Genomic DNA, 18,548 nt, shown 5'->3' on the forward strand with positions numbered 1-18,548 from the left:
ACGATGAAGAAGATCTACGCGGTGGCCACGGAGAGCGACGTGGTGCTGGCGTTCGAGAGCAGATCGGACGCAGACGAGTACGCAGGCGAGCACGACGGCATGGCGGTGCTGCCGGTGCCGTGCGTGGGGGCCTACGAGTACCCCAGCGAGAAGTCGGCCACCGACTGGGACCGAATCGCCGACGCTCTGCCGAAGGGAGGCGAGCAGGCATGAGGCTGTACATGTGCGCATGCGAACGCTGCGGCAAGGAGGTGCCGGCGACCCTGGCGGGTTACGCCAAGATGGTGCTGAGGAACAGCGCGCGAATCGACGGCAAGGCAAGGGCCTTGTGCCCGGAGTGCGCCGAGAGCCTGCGGGCGTGGTTCCTCGCAGGCGCGGTGAAGCCGGAAGGAAGGGAGTAGCCATGGGAATCATCTGCGATACCTGCGGGCGCGATATCGACGCCCTGGGGCAGGACAACATGGGCGTAGGCGCGCCGCTGTGCGAGGACTGCTGGGGCGAGCAGCAAAGCCATACGGTAGCAGTGCCGCGTCGCGAGGCTCGCAACCTGAGGTTCGAGAACGCCCTACTGCGCGAAAAGTTGGACGCCGGAACCGAAGAGACGGCCGTGCAGAACCTGCGCAAGGGCATCGAGACGGCCTACGAGGCGAGCCGCGAGCGCGCCCTGGCGCTCACGAAGCTGGACGAGTGCGAGTTGTGGCTGGGGCGCTGCGAGCCGATGGTGACAGCGTCACCGACGCTCAAGGGCGCGGCCCAGGACGCCGCCATGCCTTGCCTCAAGGCCGAAGAGGCGCACGGTTTCGCGATGCCCAACGTGAACGTGGAGGTGAAGGCCGAGGTAACGGCCGAGGAGCTGGCCAAGAGCCTGCGCGAGGCCATGAAGCCGGCCATGCGGATGGCGGTGGAGTAGCCATGGAGCAGCAGACCGAGAAGCCGAAGCGCCGACCCAGTATCGAGGTGCGCTGCCCGAAGTGCGGCATGCGCGAGATCTGGCACCACCTGCCCAAGGGCGGCGACCGCTGCCGCTGGTGCGGCCACCTGTTCGAGGACTTCACCTACCGCAAGGTCGGTCCGGGTGCTGAGGAGGACGCGCGATGACGAACTGGGAGCATTTCTTCGGCACGCCGGAGAGGGCCGCGCTGATGGACGTGGAGTTCTACGCCATCCCGGCGATGGTCGCCGTGAAGCGCGAGGAGAAGGCAGGCGACGCCGCCACGCTCATGCTCGTGGCCCGCTTCGACTCGCGCGAGGAGTACCTGGCATGGCTCAAGTCCGAGCGGTGCGGCGAATGAACCGCCCGGGATGCAACTGGGGGTGCCTGCTGTTCATAGCGGCGGCAATCGCCATAGACGCGGCGGCCATCTACGCCATAAGGGCGCTGGCGCTCGGGCTCATGGCCATGGCCGTGGCGGCGTGCGGATAGGGGCAACCGAATACGGAAACAGGCAGAGGGCCGTCCTTCGGGGCGGCCTTTTCCGTGCCCGGCGACACGCTTGCGACCATATGGGCCGAGAGATAGGAGACGCATGGCGAGAGGCGAGACATACGAGGAGTTCACGGCAAAGTTCGAGCCGAAAAGGACGACGGACGACTGCTACACCCCGCCCGAGGTGTACGACTGCGTGCTGCGGTGGGCGCACCGGGAGTACGGGTTCGACCTGGCGAAGGTGGCGCGCCCGTTCTACCCGGGCGGCGACTACGAGCGCGAGGAGTACCCGCAGGGTTGCACGGTGGTGGACAACCCGCCGTTCTCCATCCTGAGCAAGATCGTCAAGCACTACCAGGAGCGCGGCGTGGGCTTCTTCCTGTTCGCCCCCACCCTGACGTGCATGGGCATCCGCAACTGCTGCAAGGTCGTGACGGGCGTCGGCGTGACGTACGCCAACGGCGCGAGCGTCAACACGTCGTTCGTGACCAACCTCGACCCCGCCCAGGCTCGCAGCGCGCCCGACCTGCGCTCCGAGCTGGATGCCGCGATAGAGCGCCTGCGCCGCGAGAAGGCCAAGGCGCTGCCGAAGTACGAGTACCCGGACGAGGTGCTGACCGCGCCCATGCTGGCGCGCTACTCCAAGTACGGCATCGACTTCCGCGTGGGGCCGCAGGAGTGCAGCTTCACGAGGGCGCTCGACGCGCAGCGCGTGCAGAACAAGGCGATATACGGCAGCGGCTACCTCATATCAGAGCGTGCAGCCGCAGAGCGTTTCGCGCTTTCGCCGCGCGAGCGCGATGTGATCGCGTCGCTTGGCTAGCGCGAAACTAATCAGGAAGGAGGCCGCAGGTGCCCAAGAAGGACAGGCCGCTCACGGCGAAGCAGGAGGCGTTCGCCCGCGAGATGGCCAAGCCCCGCGCCAAGCAGCAGGACGCGTACCGCGCGGCCTACGACTGCAAGCGGATGAACTACAACTCGATAAGCTGCGCCGCGTCCAAGCTGATGCGCGACCCACGAATCGCGCACAGAATCCAGGAAATCCGCGACGCGGCCGCCAAGGACTGCCGCTGGGAGCTGCAGGACGCGGCCGCCCCGCTGTTCGAGGTGCTGGACGGCGCGCTGCCCATCTTCCGCCGCCAGGCGGCCGAGGGCAGCATCAACGGCGACGCGCGCCTGGCCATAACCGAGAGCGTGAAGCTGCTCAACGACATGTTCGGCGTGGACGGCGCGAAGGCCGCCATGGCGGAGGCGGGGGTGACCATCGTTGACGACCTCGGTTAGGCTCTCGGACGTCGTGGCCTCCGTGTTCGCCGGCGTGTGGCGCTCCATCAAGGCGCACGAGTTCACGCACTACTGGTTCAAGGGCGGGCGCAACTCCACCAAGTCGTCGTTCATATCCATCGCCATCGTGCTGCTGATCATGCTCAACCCGGAGGCCAACGCCGTCGTGCTGCGCAAGGTCGGCAACACGCTGCGCACGTCCGTGTACGAGCAGATAGGCTGGGCGTGCGACGTGCTGGGCGTGGCGCACCTGTTCGACTTCGGCCTGTCCCCCATGGAGGTGACGTACCGCCCCACCGGGCAGGTCATACGCTTTGTGGGATGCGACAAGCCGAAGAAGCTGAAGTCCGCGAAGTTCCGCACCGGCTACTGCGCCGTGGTGTGGTTCGAGGAGGTAGACGAGTTCGACGGCATGGACGAGGTGCGCAGCGTGCTGGCCACGTTCCTGCGCGGCGGCGACATGTTCTGGGTGTTCTACAGCTACAACCCTCCCCGCTCGGCTCGCAACTGGGTGAACAAGGAGGCGCGCGACCTGGAGGCCCACCCGGGCGAGGACGGGCGCTTCATATGCCACACCACGTACCTGGACGTCATAGACGAGCACCCCGAGTGGATAAGCGCCGCGGCGCTGGCGGAGGCCGAGCGCAGCCGCCGCAAGACGCCCGACTCCTACCGCTGGCAATGGCTCGGCGAGGTCATCGGCACGGGCTCCGAGGTGTTCCCCGACGAGCTGCTGGACATACGCCCCATCACCGCGGAGGAGCGCGCGTCCATCGCCCTGCGCTCGTTCGGCGTGGACGCGGGCAGCGTGCACCCCTGGGTGTTCATGGAGGCGGGCTACGACGAGAACGAGCGCGTGCTGTACCTGCTGGACGAGGAGAGCAGACAGGGAACCGAGGCCATCGACGTCAAGACCGCCGAGCTGGTGGCGGCCAAGCTGCAGGCGGCCGAGGACCCCGCCGCCGACGTGTGGTGCGACAGCGCGGCGCGCGGCATGATCCTCTACTACCAGGAGCAGGGCATCGGCGCGCAGAAGTCGCTCAAGCAGGGCCTGAACGCGCCCAAGAGCCGCATCAGGTGGATGCAGAACCTTACGCGCATAGTCATCGACCCCGACCGCTGCCCGCTCGCCGCCAAGGAGTTCCCCGAGTTCGAGTACGTGTCGAACGGGCAGGGCGACATAACCGAGACACTGCCGAAGGTGAACGACGACGCGATAGACGCGGCGGGCTACGCCGCAGGACTGTGGATAAGGAGCAACCTCTGATGGAGAAGCGAGGCAACACGGGCTACGCCGAGGCGTGGCTGCGCCGCATGGGATACCAGCCGGACACCCGCATGCAGGGCATGGTGGGCGTCTGGTTCGGCTGGTTCGCGGCGAACAACGGCTGGTACCACTACAGCGAGCGGCGCGGCTTCCGCGTGTACAAGCGCGAGCGCGCCAGCCTGCACCCGGCGGCGCTCGTGGCCGACGAGTGGGCCAGCCTGCTCATGAACGAGAGCACGATCATCTCCAGCACGAGCGACGAGCGCCGCGTCTGGATGGCGCGCTACTTCGCCAACCCCAAGGCGACGGGCGGCGTCGGCGACGAGGGGCACGAGGACGGCCAGGCCGCGCCGCAGCCGACAGAGGACGGCGACGCGCCCACATCGTTCGCCATGGACAACGCCGACTTCATAGCCCGCGCGTTCGCCATGGGCACGGGCGCGTGGGTCATCGAGCCGCGAGGCGTGACCGACAGCGCCTACACGCCCGACGCCGAGCTGCGCATCGTGCGCTACGACGCCACGCAGATAGTCCCGCTCACGTGGAGCGCCGACGACTGCACGCAGTGCGCGTTCGTGGGCCGCGTGGAGGTCGCCGGGCGCGACTACGACCAGTGCCAGGCCCACGTGCTCAAGGGCGGCACCTACCACATCCTCACGCAGCTGTTCGACACCAAGACGCACAAGCAGGTGACGGTCGAGGGCATCAGCGCCGACATGGACACGCGCTGCACCCGCCCGCTTTTCGCGCTGGTGCGCCCCGCCGTGTCGAACCGCTTCTACGACTACTGCGCGATGGGCGCGAGCGTGTACTGCAACGCCGTGGGGGCCATGAAGGTGGTCGACGAGGCCGCCACCTCCCTGCTCGACCACATTCGCGTGGGCCGCCCGCGCACGTTCGTGGACAAGACCCTCATAGAGTCCAAGACCGACAAGGGGCCGGACGGCAGCCTCACGAAGACCTACTACGCCTTCGGCGAGGCCGACGACACCATCTTCAGCATGAACCCCGGCGACGAGGGGTCGGCCAAGATTCAGACCGTTCAGAGCGACCTCAAGGCCGACGAGAACGCCAGCGCCATCAACACGGGCCTGCGCCTGCTGTCGGTGGCGTGCGGCTTCGGCAACGGCTACTTCTCCTGGGAGTCGCATACGGGCCTGAAGACCGCCAAGGAGGTGGCGGCCGACAACTCGCAGCTGATGCGATCCATCCACCGGCACGAGAACGCCCTGCGCAAGTCCATCGTGCGCCTCGTGAACGGCATGGCCGACGCGTGCCGCAGCATCAAGGGCGAGGCCGTGCCCTACGGCGACGTCACCGTGGACTTCGACGACTCCATCATCAGCGACACGCAGAGCGCGCGCGAGATGGCCATGAGCGAGGTCGGCGCGGGCATCATGGCCCCGTGGGAGTACCGCCGCCGCTTCTACGGCGAGACCAGCAACGAGGCCAAGGCCAACGTGCCCGAGCAGCAGGGCGGCGCGTTCGACATGCTGGGCGACGGGCTCGCCTGATGCTGGGGCCGGACTACATAGAGCACTTCACCGACGCAGCGCAGGGGGCCATGGACGAATACACCCTGCGCCTGGTGTGCATCTACGCCGCGATCATAGGCTCCATCGACTTCGAGGGCGACAGCGCCTACTCGCAGGCCGCCCGCAAGGCGGCGCTTGCCGCCAAGGACGTGCAGAAGGCCATGAACGAGGAGGGCCGCAGAGCCGCGCGCGAGGCTGCCAAGGCTGCGGCCGAGGCCGTGGCCAAGAGCGCCGAGGCCGACCTGGCCACGCTGGGCACGGCCATGGGCGCGCTGCCCAAGACGATGCAGTGGAGGCTGCACAACTCAGCGCGGGCCACGGCGGCGGGAGTGCAGGACGTCGTGAGCCGCGACAACCTGAAGATGCCCGCCAACGTGCAGCGCGCCTACCTCGAAGTCGTGGCGCAGGCCGTGGCTCGGGTGAACTCGGGCATGGCGGGCTACGAGCAGGCCACCCGCGAGGCCGTGCTGAAGCTGGCGCGGCGCGGCGTGTCCGTCGTGGACTACAAGAGCGGGGCGTGGGCGCAGGCGGACGTGGCCATGCGCCGCCACATTCGCACGCAGGCGGTGCAGGCCGGCAGCCGCAACACGCTGGAGCTGCTTGAAGAGACCGGGCACGACCTCGTGCAGACCTCCTCGCACGGCGGGGCGCGCGAGAGCCACGCCAAGTGGCAGGGCCGCGTGTTCAGTCTGTCGGGCAAGTCCAAGAAGTACCCGCCGTTCTACCGCGAGACGGGCTACGGCTCTGTCGATGGCCTGTGCGGCGCGAACTGCAAGCACGACTTCGGCATCTACGTGGAGGGCCAGCAGCTGCGGTACGAGCGCGATCCAGATGGCGGCGACGAGAAGCGCGAGGAGCGATACCAGGCAGAGCAGAAGCAGCGCGAGCTTGAGCGCGGCATACGCGCCGCCAAGCGCGAGGCAACGGCCCTGGAGGCCGCCGGGCTCGACAACACCAAGGAGCGCCTGCGCCTGGGCAAGCTGCAGAAGCGCCAGCGCGAGCACATAGCCGCCCATCCCTACCTGTCCCGCGAGCGCACGCGCGAGGCCGCCGCGGAATCGAAGGAGCGCATCTACCCGCTTGCCACGGACAAGACCTGGGTGCGCGAGAAGTTCATGCCGGGCAAGGGCGCGGGCACCGCCGCAGACGTGAGCCGCCGCGCCGTGAACGGCAGGGCCTACCACGACAAGGTGGCGTCCCTTCCCATCCCGAAGCGCGCAAGCGAGGCCGTGTACGCCGAAAGCCGCCGCATCCTGCGCGACCGCGACGGCACGGGCTACGAACGCATGTCCGTCGTGTCGTGGAAGAAGGGCGAGCGCGTCACCGACACCTTCGGGCACGGCCTGAAGAGCCAGGCGTGCGGCCTGACCGCCAAGCAGGTGGAGACGTGCAGGCGCACCAAGGGCGGCGTGGTGCTGATCCACAACCACCCCATGAGCTCGCCGCCGTCGTGGACCGACATTCGAACGGTGGCGGAAAACGACTGGGTGCGCAGCTCAGTGGTGGCGTGCCACGATGGTACAATCTACGAAATCAAGGTGAACGACCGCAGCGTCGTACAAGCGTACGAGGAGCTGCGAGAGCTGGCGAAAAGAGAGTGCCCGAACGTGGGCGGCGACGTTATCGACCAGCTTGCCACCGAAATGCTCTACGAGCGAAACGAGGAAGCGAAATGGTTCAGGCTGACAAAAAAGAAGTGACGCCAGAGGACTGGGTGCTCGTCATAGATGACAGCGCCTCCGAGTCGAAAGCCGCCGAAAAGCTGACCAAAGAAGAGCGCGAGGAGCTTTTTGCCAAGTCCCGCAAGGTTCTGCGCGACGCGGGGCTGATGAAGTAGACCAAGCGACAACCGAGTAGACGCACGGCATCAAGGCCGCCCATCACGGGCGGCCTTTTCTTTTGCCTGGCGACACCTCGGGGAAGATGCGGTCACGCGATGGGGCGGCGACAACGGCCCCGCACGCGACCGCGGCGACAACGGCGGGCCATCCAAGCGCGCAGGGAAGCGCGAAAACCAAACACGGAAGGAGCAAGCGATGGCGGACGACAACAAGCCCCAAGGCAACGAGGGCGGCGACAGCGGCAAGCAGACCGAGCCCGCGAAGGAGGTCGTGTCCTACGCGAAGTACAAGCGCGAGACCGACGAGTACCAGGAGCAGGTGAAGGCCCTCAAGGCCGAGCTGGAGCAGCGCGACAAGCAGATCGAGGAGTTCACCGCCAAGGCGGGCAACGCCGACGAGCTGCAGGCCGCGCTCGACAAGGCCAAGGCCGACAACGAGGCGTACAAGGCCGACGCCGAGAAGCGCGAGGCCGACATGCGCCGCGACTTCGCCATCGACACCAAGCTGGCGCAGATGGGGGTGCGCAACGCCAAGGCGGCGCGCGCGATCATCCCGAACATCGCCGACGCGAAGCTGGACGAGCAGGGCAACCTAACGGGCATCGACTTCGAGGCCCTGAAGAAGGACAACGCCTACATGTTCACCGACCAGCCCCGCGAGAGCGCGGGCGGCGACCCCAAGGGCGGCGCAGGCTCCGACGGCCTGGCCGACTTCCGCGCAGCTTTCGGACTCACCGACGAATCTTCAAAGGAGTAAATCATGCCAAACAGCATCGAACTGCCCAAGGGCTACGAGAACGTGCTCATGGAGGCGTACCGCAAGGAATCCCTGACCGCAGTGCTTGAGAGCGCCGCGCCGCAGGGCAACATCGCGCAGATGGAGCAGCTGGGCGAGTTCTACTACCCCGTCTACTCCATGGGTGGCCTGGGCGACGTGCAGGCCAACGGGCGACTGCCGCAGAACAGCGGCGCGTCCCTGACTTGGAAGCCCATCAGCGCCAACTACGACCGCGGCACCATCCTGGAAATCGACCAGAAAGTGGACGCCCAGTCCTTCAACCTGGCGTTCGGCAACGCCGCCGCGCACTTCAACCGCACCAAGGTGGTGCCCGAGGGAGACGCGTTCGTGTTCTCCACGCTGTGCGCAGGCACCGGCATCACCAAGGAGCAGAAGACCTACGCCGACGGCGCGGACATGCTCAAGGGCTTGAACGCCGCCATGTGCGACATGGACGAGAAGGAGGTGCCGGAAGAGGGCCGCGTGCTGTTCATCACCCCCACCCTGCTGGGTATGGTGAAGGACCTGGACACCACCAAGTCCCGCGAGGCGCTGGACGGCTTCTCCTCCATCGTGAAGGTGCCGCAGTCCCGCTTCTACAGCGCCATCGACCTCCTGGACGGCACCACCAAGGACGAGGAGATCGGCCACTACAAGAAGGGCACCGGCGCGGTGGACATGAACTTCCTCATCGTCCACAAGGACGCCGTGGTGCTGCGCTGGAACTTCGCGCACGGCAAGGTCATCGACGCCGAAGACAACCAGCAGGGCTTCGGCCACCTGTTCAAGTACCGCAAGTACGGCGTGTGCGGCGTGCGCGAGAACCTGGCGCACTACATCACCGCAGGCATGAAGGCTGCGTAGGAAGGAGGCGCGACATGCGCACCGTTGGACTGGCCTTCGAGAAGGAGGCCCCGAAGAAGGCCAAGCCCGCCAAGGGCAAGGCGGAAAAGCCCGAGGCGAAGGCCACAGACGAGCAGCCCGCCAAGGGCAAGGCGGAAAAGCCCGAGGCGGCCGAGGACGATGGAAACTAGAGCCCCGACCCACGAGGACTACCTGGCAGCCGGGCGCGGGGAGCTGTCCGCCGAGGAGTTCAAGGCGGCGCTCCCCCACGCCACGGCAGCCGTGCGCGACCTGATCTTCCCCAACGAGCCGGACGGCTCCGAGGAGTGGGCGCGCGCGGTCATGGCGGCCTGCGAGGTCGACGCCGCGTACGGATGCTCGGGCGGCATCATGGAGGGCGGCGGCTTCACCGTCGGCTCGTTCTCGTGGAACCCCGGTACCGAAGGGGCCAGCACCTACCGCAGCGACATGGAGGCCGCCGTCCGCAGCGAGCTGCTTGGAACGCCGCTGCTCTACGCGGGCATCGGGGGTACCAGATGATGCGGGTGCCGCGCTCGGCGCGGCCCTCCACCATGTCCGTCAAGGTGCCCAGGGAGGGCGGCTACGGCGGCGAATTCGAGCGGCCCGTCGAGGTGCGCCGCGTGCGCTTCGAGCCCGTCTCGGCGTGGCTCGTGCGCGAGTACGCCCTGGGCGACGGCGCGCAGGGCCTCGTGATAGCGGACGGCGCGGACAGCCCCGGCATGTTCGACGTGCCCGTGGGCAGCCGCGTGAGCATCGACGGGGGCGAGTGGATGAACGTGGCGAGGTGCACGCCCCGCCGCGCGTTCGGCACCCGTCCCCACCACTGGGAACTGGAGGTGAGGTAGCCATGCCCGCAGCAGTTACGGTCGACCTGACCAAGCTCATGAAGCGTTTCAGCGCGAAGGAGCTGGAGGCCAAGCAGGTGAAGTTCGCCATGAGCGTGGCCGAGGACATGAACGCGTTCACGCCAGAGGACACCAAGCGCATGCACAACTCCATGCAGGCCGCCTCAGACTTCAGGCAGGGCCTCGTCATATGGGACGCCGACTACGCCACCTACGTGCGCGACCTGCCCGACAGCTCTATCAAGCACGGCAAGAACCCGAGGGCCAAGGCCGACTGGCCGAAGGCCGCGAAGGAAGCGCACGGCGAGGACTGGGAGCGCCTGGCCGTCGACCTCCTGACCGAGGGGGCGTGACATGGCCCCGGACGTGATGGAGGCGGCGAAGGCCGCCATAGAGGCCCTGGGCTACGGCCCGGTGCTCCTCACCCGCCTGGCAGCATCGCGCGGCCACGACGACGCGGTGGTGCTGAGGCCCATGCCCACGGCCGACGCGGTGCGCCACATGGACGGCACCCGCCGTGTCGGATACGTGCTGCAGGTCATCGTGAAGGACACCTCCGAGGCCAAGGCCATGGGCAACGCCTACGACCTGGCCGACGCGTTGGACGGGGCCGACCTGTCCTCGCCCACCGGCTCCTACGGCTTCACCAGCGCGGCGCTGTACACAGAGCCGCAGGAGATAACGCCGCCGGAGGGCGGGCCGTACCTGTGGGAGTTCCGAATCAAAGCGACCATAACCATAGAGAAGGGATAACGATGGCAAAGAACCAAGACCTGGGCTTCGCGCCCAACTACATGAGCGCGCTGGAGATCGACACTACGCCAGACGCGGCCAGCCCCACGTGGGCCATCTTCTCGCGCGGCATCACCGAGGTGAAGCCGACCACCAACGAGACCACCGAGACCAAGGACTACTACGACGGCTACGGCACTCCCACCGACAAGGTGAAGAGCGTGCAGCCGCAGTACGAGGTCACAGGCGACCGCTGCTACGGCGACCCCGCGCAGGACTTCGTTGCCAGCCTGGCGCTTGAGACCGGCGAGGGCCGCACGGGCCACTTCCGCCACACCGACCCCAACGGCGACGTGGTGGAGGGCGACTGCACCTACCTGGGCCTGACCGTCGGCTCGCAGCAGGGCGCGGCGTCCGACCCCGGCGCGTTCTCCTGCACAATCTCGGGCGCTGGCGCTATGCGCTACATCCCCGCCAACAAGCTCAAGCAGCCCACGGGCGTCACCTGCACCGCGCCGACCGGCCCGGCCGTGGGCAAGTCCATGAAGCTCACGCCGACCGTCACGCCCGCCGAGGCGAACGCCAAGTGCTTCTTCGCATCGGGCAACACCGACGTGGCCACCGTCGACAGCGACGGCAACGTGACGGGCGTGGCCGCAGGCGAGGCGGTCATCACCGTGCGCTGCGCGTCCAAGCCGAGCATCTGCACGCAGGTGAAGGTCACCGTGGCGGCGAAGTAGCCGCAGGCGACACCAGACATAACCTCCTGGACATGGGGGCGCGGGCTAGTGAGCGGCCCGCGCCCCTTTTCTATGCCCGACGCTCACCGCTCACGAAAGGGGCAACAAATGGAACTTCTGAAAAACATCCGCGAGTACGAGGACGTGTTCTTCGAGGACCCCGAGGAGAACCCCGACACGCCGCGCTTCCGCGTGTGGTTCGACGACAAGCACATCGAGGAGTACCTGGCCAAGGTCGGCAACGCCATCGACCGCGCGCAGGCCAACGAGCAGATGGCCCGCGAGGCCGACACCCCCGAGAAGGCGGCCGAGGCCAACGCAGCGCAGGCCCGCCTCATGAAGCGCACCATCTCGGCGTTCATCGGCACCGAGGGCTGGGAGCAGCTGCTCGCGTGGATGGGCGGCGACGAGGGCCCCATCGCGCCCGAGGAGAACATCCGCATCCTGGGCGAGGTCTTCGCCACGTTCCTCAACATGTTGGCGCGCCACGCGACCAGCGAGCAGCTGATGGCGTGCGGCCTTGCATACAGCGAGCGCGCCGATCAGGTCCAGGCGCTCAACCGCGCCCAGCGCCGCGCCAAGGCCAAGCGCAAGAAGAAGGGCGGCAAGTAATGCTGCCAGCCGCGCTCACGGCCGAGCGGGTGCGGCTGCCCGACGGCACGAGCGCCACGCGCTACCCGTGGAACGGCGAGGAGGTGCTGGTGCGCGACGACGCGCTCACGATCATCCGCGTCATCGAGGTGCTGACCGACGAGGGCAAGTCCGACGACCAGCGCCGGGACGAGTTCCTGGCGCTGTTCTTCGTGGACTGGGCGGACGCGTGGTGCGCATGCGACTACGACGCCGCCGAGTTCGTGCGGATGCGCGACGCGGCGGTATGGGACATGTGCGGACTCGACCTGACCGGCGACCGCCCGCACGAGACCCCGCTGTGGGACTTGGAGGAGGACGCGGCGCGCATACGCACCAGCTTCCGCCAGGCCTACGGCATCGAGTGGGACGAGGTGCGCGGCCGCATCAGCTTTGCCGAGTTCGTGGCACTCGTGGGCGGCTGCCCGCAGGACACGCCGCTCGGCGCGGCCATCCACTACCGCAACCCGGCGACCAAGCCGAAGCCAACCAAATACAACAGGCAGGAGGTCGAGGCCTGGAACGCCGCCCACAAGGCGTTCGAACTCGGCAAAGGCCGCAGCTCACACGGCTCTGAGGAAGGAAGCGACGCGGCGATGCGCGATGTGTTCGCCGCGCTCAAGAGAGCGACGAGGTGAGCATGGACGGCAACGTCATCATCAAAGCGGTGCTCGACACCGTTGACGTATCCAAGAACATCAAGGCCCTGGAGCGCGACCTCCAGGGCATCTCCTGGAAGAACATAACCGAGGGCGACGAGAAGGCCGCGAAGCTGTCGTCCTCGTTCAAGAAGGTCGGCACGGCCGCCACGGTGACGCTGACCGCGCCCGTGGTGGCCGCCGGCAAGGCCGTATTCGGCGTGGCCAGCGACTACGAGCAGGCCAACGCCCGCATAGCCGCCGCGTTCGGCGTGTCCGGCGAGGAGGCCGAGCGTTTCAGCGGCATAGGCAAGCGCATATACGAGGGTGGCTGGGGCCAGTCCCTGGACGAGGTCAACGATGCGCTGATCCAGTGCAAGTCCACCCTTCGCGACGTGTCCGACGAGGACCTGCAGACCGTCACCACCAACGCACTCATGCTGTCGGACACCTTCGGCGCAGACGTGAACGAGTCCATACGCGGCACCAACGCCCTCATGGAGGGCTTCGGGCTGTCCGCCACCGAGGCCAGCGACCTACTGACGGCGGGCATGCAGCGCGGCCTGAACTATACCGACGAGCTGGGCGACAACCTGAGCGAATACTCCGTGCGATGGGGCGAGGCGGGAATGAGCGCCAGCGAGTACTTCTCGCTGCTCGAAGCGGGCACGTCCAACGGCGCGTACAACCTGGACAAGGTGGGCGACTACCTCAACGAGTTCCTGACGGCGCTGTCCGACGGCCGCATGGAGGAATCCATCGGCTCGTTCAGCGAGGGCACGCAGGAGGTCTTCGAGAACTTCAAGAACGGCAGCGCCACCGCCGAGGACATGCTGCAGGCGGTGCTGGGCGACCTCACGCAGATGCCAAACGAGTACGACAAGGCCGCGCTGGCCTCCACCCTGTGGTCCTCGCTGGGCGAGGACAATGCCATGGGCATGATCGAGTCCCTGGCGGGCGTGCAGGACAGCTTCGGCGACGTGGCGGGCGCTGCGCAGCAGGCCCAGGAGGCCGCCTCCGACAGCTTCGCCGTGAAATCGCAGGAGGCCATGCGCGAGCTGCAGGGCTCCATCGAGCCGCTTGGCGAGCCGTTGCTCAACATCGCCACCAACGTGGCGGGTGTCGTCAAGTCGTTCTCCGAGTGGTTCGCCGGCATCGGCGAGGGCGGCCAGACCGCCGTGCTGGCGATCGCCACGATAGCGGCCGCCATAGGCCCCGTGCTGTCGACGGTCGGCACCGTCTTGGACACCGTGCCGAAAATCGGAGCGGCCTTCCAGGTGGTCGGCAAGCTGGGCACCGGCGCGCTGGGGCTCATAGCCGCGCACCCCGTGGTAGCGGCCATAGCGGCCATCATCGCCGCCGTGGTGCTGCTGTGGAACAACTGCGAGGAGTTCCGCGACGCGGTGACCGCCGTGTTGGATGCCGTGTGCGCCGCGTTCGAGGTGGCCACCCAGGTGGCGGGCAACGTGGCCCAAAGCGTCGGCGAGTTCTTCTCGCAGCTCGGCGAGACGCTGGGCGGCGTGTGGGACGGCATCTGCTCCACGGTGCAGGGAGCCATCGACGCCATGGCCGGGTTCTTCCAAGGCCTGGCCGGCACCGCCTCGTCCATCTGGGACGGCATCTGCAACGTGGTGCAGGTCGCCGTGATGCTTCTGGGCGAGATTCTGAACCTGGCCATCGAGACGCTGCTCATACCCTGGAACTTCATCTGGGAGAACTTCGGCGAGCAGCTGACGGCGGCATGGGACGCAATCTGCAGCGCGGTGGGAAGCTACATCGACGCGGTGAGCCAGGTCATCACCGACGTGGTGACGGCGCTCTCCGAATGGTGGGGCGCGACGTGGGAAGGCATCAGCGGCACCGCCAGCGCCATATGGGAGGCCATCTACGGCGCGGTGAGCGCATACATCCAGTACGTTAGCGACGTGATAGGCGCAGCCCTTTTGGTCATCCAGGGCGTGTGGGACACGGTGTGGGGCGCGGTGAGCTTCACCGCCTCCAGCATATGGGATGCCATCAGCTCGGCGATAGGCGCGGCCATCAATGCCATCAGCTCCACCATATCGGCGGTGCTGTCGGCAATTCAGGCGGTGTGGGACTCCATATGGGGGGCCGTGAGCAGCACGGCGTCGAGCGTGTGGGACGGCATCAGCTCCACCATATCCAGCATCGTGAACGGCATCCGCGACACGATCTCCAGTGTGTTCAACGCCGCCAAGGACACCGTGAGCAGCGTGTGGAACTCCATCAAGAGCGCCATCGAGACGCCGATACAGAACGCCCGCGACACCGTGCGCAACGTCATCGACTCCATCAAGGGGTTCTTCAACTTCTCGTGGTCGCTGCCCCACCTGAAGCTGCCGCACCTGTCCATCTCCGGCAGCTTCAGCATCGCCCCGCCGAGCGTGCCGCACTTCGGCATCGACTGGTACGCCAAGGGCGGCGTGTTCAACGGCCCCAGCGTCATCGGCGTCGGCGAGGCGGGCCCCGAGGGCGTGGTGCCGTTCAACGAGCGCGGCGCGCGCCCGCTGGCCGAGGGCATCGCCAAGCTGCTCGACGGCAAGGGCGGCGCGGCCCATGGCGACACGAACGTGACAATCAACCTGTACGCGACCGTGCGGGAGGAGGCCGACATCGAGAAAATCTCCCGCCAGATAGCCAAGGAAATCAAACGGCAGGAGTGCTTCGCATGATATACAACGGCTTCGACTTCGCGCCGTGGTTCGACACCCGGCTCGTGACCCGCTCGCTGCTGCCCGAGTACGAAATCGCCACGCGCGACGTGCCCGGGCAGCCCGGCTCGCGCTTCATGCGCGCAGAGCTGAAACCCCTGACGATAGACGTGGCGGCGGCCTGGAGGGCGCGCCCCGCCGACGACATGGCGGCCCTTCGCCGCCTCATGGCCTCGCGCCTGCTGTGCCTCAAGGAGGCCGAGCTGTGGCTGGACGACGAGAGGCACCTGGGCCTGCGCTACATGGCCGTGCTGACCTCGCCGGGCGCGCTCGACACGTTGTGGCACACCGGCGAGGCCACGCTGACGTTCACGGCATACGACCCCGTGGCCTACGGGGCCGAGGGGCGCGCAACCGTGTCGGGCACCTCGGGCGTGCAGGTGGGCGGGACGTTCCGCACCTACCCCACCGTGACCGTCAGGCCCGGCGGCAGCACGTCGGCGCTGCGGCTGACGAACATGGGCACGGGCGAATTCGTGCAGATCGACAAGGCGGTGACGGCATCGAGCGCGGTGGTCATCGACATGGCCGCCCCGCAGGCCACGGTGGACGGCAGCCCAGCGCCCGTGACCTTCGAGAGTGACTTCTTCCCGCTGGAGCCGGGGGCCAACAGCCTCAAGCTGTCCAGCGGCACCGCGACGGTACAGTGGACGGAAAGGTACGTGGGCTGATGATTCTGTGGGCATGCGACCGCTGGGAGGCGTACAAGGGACCCATCAAGACGCTGTTCGAGTGCGAGGACACGCGCGAGGTCAACGGCGAGAACGCCCTGAGCATCACAACGCTGGCGCGCCTCGACAAGGGCGACCGCCTGGTGTGGCGCGACCTCAAGGGCCGCTGGCACGAGAACATCGTGGACGGCGTGGAGGAGGAGCGCGCAAGCGCGGGCATCCTCTACACGTACTACTGCCCGACCTCGGCGCAAATCGAGCTCCTGGGCGACTACCTGGAGGACAAGCGCCCCTACGACGTGAGCGCCTACGCCGCGCTGGCCTCGGCGCTGTCCTCCTCGCGCTGGCAGGTCGGAACCGTGGCCGACCTCGGGCAGGCCGGCACGAACTTCTACCACACCAACGCATGGGCGGCCATCCACGACGTGGCAGACACTTGGGGCGGCGAGCTGTCGTTCGAAATCCAGGTGAGCGGCACCAAGGTGACCGCACGCCGCGTGTGCATGGCCAAGCAGGTCGGCGAGGACAACGGCAAGCGTTTCACCTACGCCAAGGACCTCGTGAGCGTCAAGCGCAGCGTGGACGAGGGCAACGTGTGCACCGCCCTGTACGGCTACGGCAAGTCCCTGCAGACCGCCGACGAGGACGGCAACCTGACGGGCGGCTACGACCGCAAGCTGACCTTCGGCGACGTGAACGGCGGGCAGAACTGGGTGGGGTCGGCCGACGCGCTGGCGCGCTGGGGACGGCCCGACGGCAAGGGCGGCAAGGCGCACGTGTTCGGCGACGTGGAGTTCTCCGACTGCGAGGACGCCGCCGAGCTGAAGAAGCTCACCGAGGCGCAGCTGGCGCAGTCGTGCGTGCCCACCGTGTCCTACACCGTGGACGCCACGGCGCTTGCGCGCGCCGGCGAGGGCTTCGAGGGCGCGGACGAGGGCGACCTGGTGACCGTGGTGGACAAGGTGTACGACCCGCCGTTGCGCGTGCGCACCCGCATCACCAAGGTGGTGGAGGATCAGCTGCGCCCCGGCGAGGTCACCTACACGTTCGGCAACTACCAGACCGTGGCCGAGCTGATGGCCGCCCAGAAGTCCAGCGCAAAGAGAACGGCTTCGAGCATCCGCGCCACCGTGGCCGACGCGGTAAACGCGTCCAACAAGGCATCGACCGGCAAATGGGGCGAGAGCCTGGCGGCCTCCGAGAAGCGCCAGGAGGCGTTCGCCATGGAGCAGGGCGGCGCGGCCAAGGACTACACCGACGAGGTGAAGGACGCGCTTGACAAGGCCCTCAAGGAGTATGCCGACAAGGGCGACACCACGCTGGAAGAGGCGCTGAAGAAGTACTCCGACGACGGCAACCTGTCCCTTGAGGAAGTGCTCAAGCTCTACACCGACACCACGGTGGAGCAGAGCGAGAGCGTGCTCAAGCAGATAGACGAGGCCAACAAGGAGTACCTGGAAGGCGTCACCGGCTCGCTGGACGAGCGCCTGACGAGCGCCGAGAGCGAGGTTGATGGGCTGCAGAACCAGCTCGATCAGCTGCCGACGGATATCCGCAAGAAGATCGTGGAAATGCTCAACAGCGAGATAAACACCACGGGCGGTTGGGTGTACGAGGAGCCCGGCCAGGGCATCCTCGTGTACGACAAGAAGCCGGAGAACGCGACCAAGTGCGTGAAGATAGGCGGCGGCGTCATCGGCGTGGCCAACTCAAAGTACTCCAGCGGCGCGTGGAAGTGGCGCACGGCCATCACCGGCGACGGCGTGACCGCCGACGAGCTGACCACGGGCCGCATCAAGGGCGGCAACTCGTACTGGGACCTCGACAGCGGGGCCTTCTATCTGCGCGACGGCTCCATCTTCATGACGGACGGCAACGGCAACAAGGTGTACATCAACGCCACCAACGGCTTCCAGATATACGACAAGAACGGCTCCATCATCGCGGGCACCGTGCTGGTGGGCAGCACCTCCATGTTCCGCTGCAACATGGTCGGTACGTCGTCCACCAACTACATCACCACCGGCACGACGACGAACAACCACCCGGGAGCGTCGTTCGTGAACGGCTCGACCGAGTACTGCACCATCGAGGCCGTCCACGCGAAGGACAGCCCCACGGCGAGCTCTACCGACGGCGTGGGCATATCCGCCTGCGGCTACGGATTCCTGGCAGTCAACCGCTACTACCGCCAGACGTGGCTGACGACCCCCTACTACGCGGGATACATGAGCCATCCCGACGAGCAGCTGTACATGAAGAGTGGCAACAGCAACGCGGGCGGCTCGGCGTACGTGAAGCTGCAAGAGAACTCCAGCAACTACGTGTATCTGGATAGCAGCCGCGCAGACATTGGGTCGTCGGGCACCGCCAGGATACTCGCCCCGAAGTTCGCCATAGGAACCAACCCGAGCAGCGGCGGCACCTACGGATACACGGGCTCCACGCAGTTCATCGGGTGCATCACCAACAACGGCAACAACTGGACGTGGGGCACCATCAACGTGGTGAACGGAATCATTACCGGCATGAGCAGCATCACGGGAAACTAGACCAAGCAAGAGAG

General features: G+C 67.1%; 25 protein-coding genes. All 25 read left to right on the forward strand.

The genetic code is table 11. The annotated features are described in order from the left end of the window. Window positions 1–3: 3 nt before the first annotated feature. Window positions 4–213, forward strand: a complete 210-nt coding sequence (locus AB5202_RS03520; protein WP_346964631.1) for a DUF3110 domain-containing protein — start codon at window positions 4–6, stop codon at window positions 211–213. Then, window positions 210–401 carry a hypothetical protein gene (locus tag AB5202_RS03525; protein WP_117637866.1) on the forward strand — a complete coding sequence of 64 codons (192 nt, stop codon included), beginning with the start codon at window positions 210–212 and terminating at the stop codon, window positions 399–401. The genes AB5202_RS03520 and AB5202_RS03525 overlap by 4 nt, the downstream gene beginning before the upstream one ends. A 2-nt stretch (window positions 402–403) precedes the next feature. Beyond that, window positions 404–910, forward strand: coding sequence for a hypothetical protein (locus AB5202_RS03530; protein WP_368143820.1), 507 nt, complete (start codon window positions 404–406; stop codon window positions 908–910). Window positions 911–912: 2 nt separating this feature from the next. After that, window positions 913–1,098, forward strand: coding sequence for a hypothetical protein (locus AB5202_RS03535; protein WP_368143819.1), 186 nt, complete (start codon window positions 913–915; stop codon window positions 1,096–1,098). Next, on the forward strand, window positions 1,095–1,292 hold the full coding sequence (locus tag AB5202_RS03540; protein ID WP_368143818.1) for a hypothetical protein: 198 nt from the start codon (window positions 1,095–1,097) through the stop codon (window positions 1,290–1,292). The genes AB5202_RS03535 and AB5202_RS03540 overlap by 4 nt, the downstream gene beginning before the upstream one ends. After that, a complete protein-coding gene (locus AB5202_RS03545; RefSeq protein WP_264297873.1) occupies window positions 1,289–1,423 on the forward strand; it encodes a hypothetical protein in 135 nt (44 codons plus the stop codon). Before AB5202_RS03540 ends, AB5202_RS03545 begins: the two co-directional genes overlap by 4 nt. A 103-nt stretch (window positions 1,424–1,526) precedes the next feature. After that, on the forward strand, window positions 1,527–2,249 hold the full coding sequence (locus AB5202_RS03550) for a hypothetical protein (protein WP_152067357.1): 723 nt from the start codon (window positions 1,527–1,529) through the stop codon (window positions 2,247–2,249). Between the two features lie 29 nt (window positions 2,250–2,278). Then, window positions 2,279–2,710 carry a hypothetical protein gene (locus tag AB5202_RS03555; RefSeq protein WP_368143817.1) on the forward strand — a complete coding sequence of 144 codons (432 nt, stop codon included), beginning with the start codon at window positions 2,279–2,281 and terminating at the stop codon, window positions 2,708–2,710. Then, entirely contained in the window at window positions 2,694–3,977 is a 1,284-nt protein-coding gene (locus tag AB5202_RS03560; protein WP_117765327.1) for a PBSX family phage terminase large subunit, read from the forward strand. The genes AB5202_RS03555 and AB5202_RS03560 overlap by 17 nt, the downstream gene beginning before the upstream one ends. 197 nt (window positions 3,978–4,174) lie before the next feature. Then, window positions 4,175–5,491 carry a phage portal protein gene (locus AB5202_RS03565; RefSeq protein WP_368143816.1) on the forward strand — a complete coding sequence of 439 codons (1,317 nt, stop codon included), beginning with the start codon at window positions 4,175–4,177 and terminating at the stop codon, window positions 5,489–5,491. A gap of 50 nt (window positions 5,492–5,541) precedes the next feature. Next, window positions 5,542–7,212, forward strand: a complete 1,671-nt coding sequence (locus AB5202_RS03570) for a phage minor capsid protein (RefSeq protein ID WP_368143815.1) — start codon at window positions 5,542–5,544, stop codon at window positions 7,210–7,212. Beyond that, on the forward strand, window positions 7,185–7,349 hold the full coding sequence (locus AB5202_RS03575) for a hypothetical protein (RefSeq protein ID WP_158573939.1): 165 nt from the start codon (window positions 7,185–7,187) through the stop codon (window positions 7,347–7,349). Before AB5202_RS03570 ends, AB5202_RS03575 begins: the two co-directional genes overlap by 28 nt. A gap of 199 nt (window positions 7,350–7,548) precedes the next feature. Next, complete coding sequence (locus AB5202_RS03580; RefSeq protein ID WP_368143814.1) at window positions 7,549–8,109, forward strand: phage scaffolding protein; 561 nt, start codon at window positions 7,549–7,551, stop codon at window positions 8,107–8,109. A 3-nt stretch (window positions 8,110–8,112) separates the two neighbouring features. Beyond that, a complete protein-coding gene (locus AB5202_RS03585; protein WP_117637877.1) occupies window positions 8,113–8,994 on the forward strand; it encodes a hypothetical protein in 882 nt (293 codons plus the stop codon). A gap of 14 nt (window positions 8,995–9,008) precedes the next feature. Further along, window positions 9,009–9,164: a hypothetical protein gene (locus AB5202_RS03590; protein ID WP_368143813.1), complete on the forward strand. Its 156-nt coding sequence runs from the start codon at window positions 9,009–9,011 to the stop codon at window positions 9,162–9,164. Further along, entirely contained in the window at window positions 9,154–9,513 is a 360-nt protein-coding gene (locus tag AB5202_RS03595) for a hypothetical protein (protein ID WP_368143812.1), read from the forward strand. The genes AB5202_RS03590 and AB5202_RS03595 overlap by 11 nt, the downstream gene beginning before the upstream one ends. A 32-nt stretch (window positions 9,514–9,545) precedes the next feature. Continuing rightward, window positions 9,546–9,839 carry a putative minor capsid protein gene (locus tag AB5202_RS03600; RefSeq protein ID WP_368143810.1) on the forward strand — a complete coding sequence of 98 codons (294 nt, stop codon included), beginning with the start codon at window positions 9,546–9,548 and terminating at the stop codon, window positions 9,837–9,839. A 2-nt stretch (window positions 9,840–9,841) separates the two neighbouring features. After that, window positions 9,842–10,192 (forward strand): minor capsid protein, encoded by a 351-nt coding sequence (locus tag AB5202_RS03605; RefSeq protein WP_368143809.1) that lies wholly within the window; start codon window positions 9,842–9,844, stop codon window positions 10,190–10,192. 1 nt (window position 10,193) lies between these two features. Next, window positions 10,194–10,592, forward strand: coding sequence for a phage tail terminator protein (locus AB5202_RS03610; protein ID WP_368143808.1), 399 nt, complete (start codon window positions 10,194–10,196; stop codon window positions 10,590–10,592). A gap of 2 nt (window positions 10,593–10,594) precedes the next feature. After that, window positions 10,595–11,311, forward strand: coding sequence for a phage tail tube protein (locus AB5202_RS03615; protein ID WP_368143807.1), 717 nt, complete (start codon window positions 10,595–10,597; stop codon window positions 11,309–11,311). A 108-nt stretch (window positions 11,312–11,419) separates the two neighbouring features. Beyond that, complete coding sequence (locus tag AB5202_RS03620; protein ID WP_368143806.1) at window positions 11,420–11,923, forward strand: hypothetical protein; 504 nt, start codon at window positions 11,420–11,422, stop codon at window positions 11,921–11,923. Then, window positions 11,923–12,579, forward strand: a complete 657-nt coding sequence (locus AB5202_RS03625) for a Gp15 family bacteriophage protein (RefSeq protein ID WP_161160595.1) — start codon at window positions 11,923–11,925, stop codon at window positions 12,577–12,579. The genes AB5202_RS03620 and AB5202_RS03625 overlap by 1 nt, the downstream gene beginning before the upstream one ends. 2 nt (window positions 12,580–12,581) lie before the next feature. Then, window positions 12,582–15,272, forward strand: a complete 2,691-nt coding sequence (locus tag AB5202_RS03630) for a phage tail tape measure protein (protein ID WP_368143805.1) — start codon at window positions 12,582–12,584, stop codon at window positions 15,270–15,272. Continuing rightward, a complete protein-coding gene (locus AB5202_RS03635; RefSeq protein ID WP_117637885.1) occupies window positions 15,269–15,982 on the forward strand; it encodes a distal tail protein Dit in 714 nt (237 codons plus the stop codon). The genes AB5202_RS03630 and AB5202_RS03635 overlap by 4 nt, the downstream gene beginning before the upstream one ends. Continuing rightward, a complete protein-coding gene (locus AB5202_RS03640) occupies window positions 15,982–18,534 on the forward strand; it encodes a phage tail spike protein (RefSeq protein ID WP_368143803.1) in 2,553 nt (850 codons plus the stop codon). The genes AB5202_RS03635 and AB5202_RS03640 overlap by 1 nt, the downstream gene beginning before the upstream one ends. Window positions 18,535–18,548 lie beyond the last annotated feature (14 nt).

The sequence above is a fragment of the Collinsella aerofaciens genome (assembly GCF_040915545.1).
GTDB lineage: Bacteria > Actinomycetota > Coriobacteriia > Coriobacteriales > Coriobacteriaceae > Collinsella > Collinsella aerofaciens_BE.

What these genes read in the sequence shown, in the direction of transcription:
- AB5202_RS03545 (WP_264297873.1), top strand. Translation starts at nt 1,289, where the DNA reads ATGAACCGCCCGGGATGCAACTGGGGGTGCCTGCTGTTCATAGCGGCG.
- AB5202_RS03525 (WP_117637866.1), top strand. Translation starts at nt 210, where the DNA reads ATGAGGCTGTACATGTGCGCATGCGAACGCTGCGGCAAGGAGGTGCCG.
- AB5202_RS03540 (WP_368143818.1), top strand. Translation starts at nt 1,095, where the DNA reads ATGACGAACTGGGAGCATTTCTTCGGCACGCCGGAGAGGGCCGCGCTG.
- AB5202_RS03615 (WP_368143807.1), top strand. Translation starts at nt 10,595, where the DNA reads ATGGCAAAGAACCAAGACCTGGGCTTCGCGCCCAACTACATGAGCGCG.
- AB5202_RS03605 (WP_368143809.1), top strand. Translation starts at nt 9,842, where the DNA reads ATGCCCGCAGCAGTTACGGTCGACCTGACCAAGCTCATGAAGCGTTTC.
- AB5202_RS03595 (WP_368143812.1), top strand. Translation starts at nt 9,154, where the DNA reads ATGGAAACTAGAGCCCCGACCCACGAGGACTACCTGGCAGCCGGGCGC.
- AB5202_RS03550 (WP_152067357.1), top strand. Translation starts at nt 1,527, where the DNA reads ATGGCGAGAGGCGAGACATACGAGGAGTTCACGGCAAAGTTCGAGCCG.
- AB5202_RS03600 (WP_368143810.1), top strand. Translation starts at nt 9,546, where the DNA reads ATGTCCGTCAAGGTGCCCAGGGAGGGCGGCTACGGCGGCGAATTCGAG.
- AB5202_RS03630 (WP_368143805.1), top strand. Translation starts at nt 12,582, where the DNA reads ATGGACGGCAACGTCATCATCAAAGCGGTGCTCGACACCGTTGACGTA.
- AB5202_RS03640 (WP_368143803.1), top strand. Translation starts at nt 15,982, where the DNA reads ATGATTCTGTGGGCATGCGACCGCTGGGAGGCGTACAAGGGACCCATC.
- AB5202_RS03590 (WP_368143813.1), top strand. Translation starts at nt 9,009, where the DNA reads ATGCGCACCGTTGGACTGGCCTTCGAGAAGGAGGCCCCGAAGAAGGCC.
- AB5202_RS03575 (WP_158573939.1), top strand. Translation starts at nt 7,185, where the DNA reads ATGGTTCAGGCTGACAAAAAAGAAGTGACGCCAGAGGACTGGGTGCTC.
- AB5202_RS03635 (WP_117637885.1), top strand. Translation starts at nt 15,269, where the DNA reads ATGATATACAACGGCTTCGACTTCGCGCCGTGGTTCGACACCCGGCTC.
- AB5202_RS03520 (WP_346964631.1), top strand. Translation starts at nt 4, where the DNA reads ATGAAGAAGATCTACGCGGTGGCCACGGAGAGCGACGTGGTGCTGGCG.
- AB5202_RS03580 (WP_368143814.1), top strand. Translation starts at nt 7,549, where the DNA reads ATGGCGGACGACAACAAGCCCCAAGGCAACGAGGGCGGCGACAGCGGC.
- AB5202_RS03570 (WP_368143815.1), top strand. Translation starts at nt 5,542, where the DNA reads ATGGACGAATACACCCTGCGCCTGGTGTGCATCTACGCCGCGATCATA.
- AB5202_RS03620 (WP_368143806.1), top strand. Translation starts at nt 11,420, where the DNA reads ATGGAACTTCTGAAAAACATCCGCGAGTACGAGGACGTGTTCTTCGAG.
- AB5202_RS03535 (WP_368143819.1), top strand. Translation starts at nt 913, where the DNA reads ATGGAGCAGCAGACCGAGAAGCCGAAGCGCCGACCCAGTATCGAGGTG.
- AB5202_RS03585 (WP_117637877.1), top strand. Translation starts at nt 8,113, where the DNA reads ATGCCAAACAGCATCGAACTGCCCAAGGGCTACGAGAACGTGCTCATG.
- AB5202_RS03625 (WP_161160595.1), top strand. Translation starts at nt 11,923, where the DNA reads ATGCTGCCAGCCGCGCTCACGGCCGAGCGGGTGCGGCTGCCCGACGGC.
- AB5202_RS03530 (WP_368143820.1), top strand. Translation starts at nt 404, where the DNA reads ATGGGAATCATCTGCGATACCTGCGGGCGCGATATCGACGCCCTGGGG.
- AB5202_RS03610 (WP_368143808.1), top strand. Translation starts at nt 10,194, where the DNA reads ATGGCCCCGGACGTGATGGAGGCGGCGAAGGCCGCCATAGAGGCCCTG.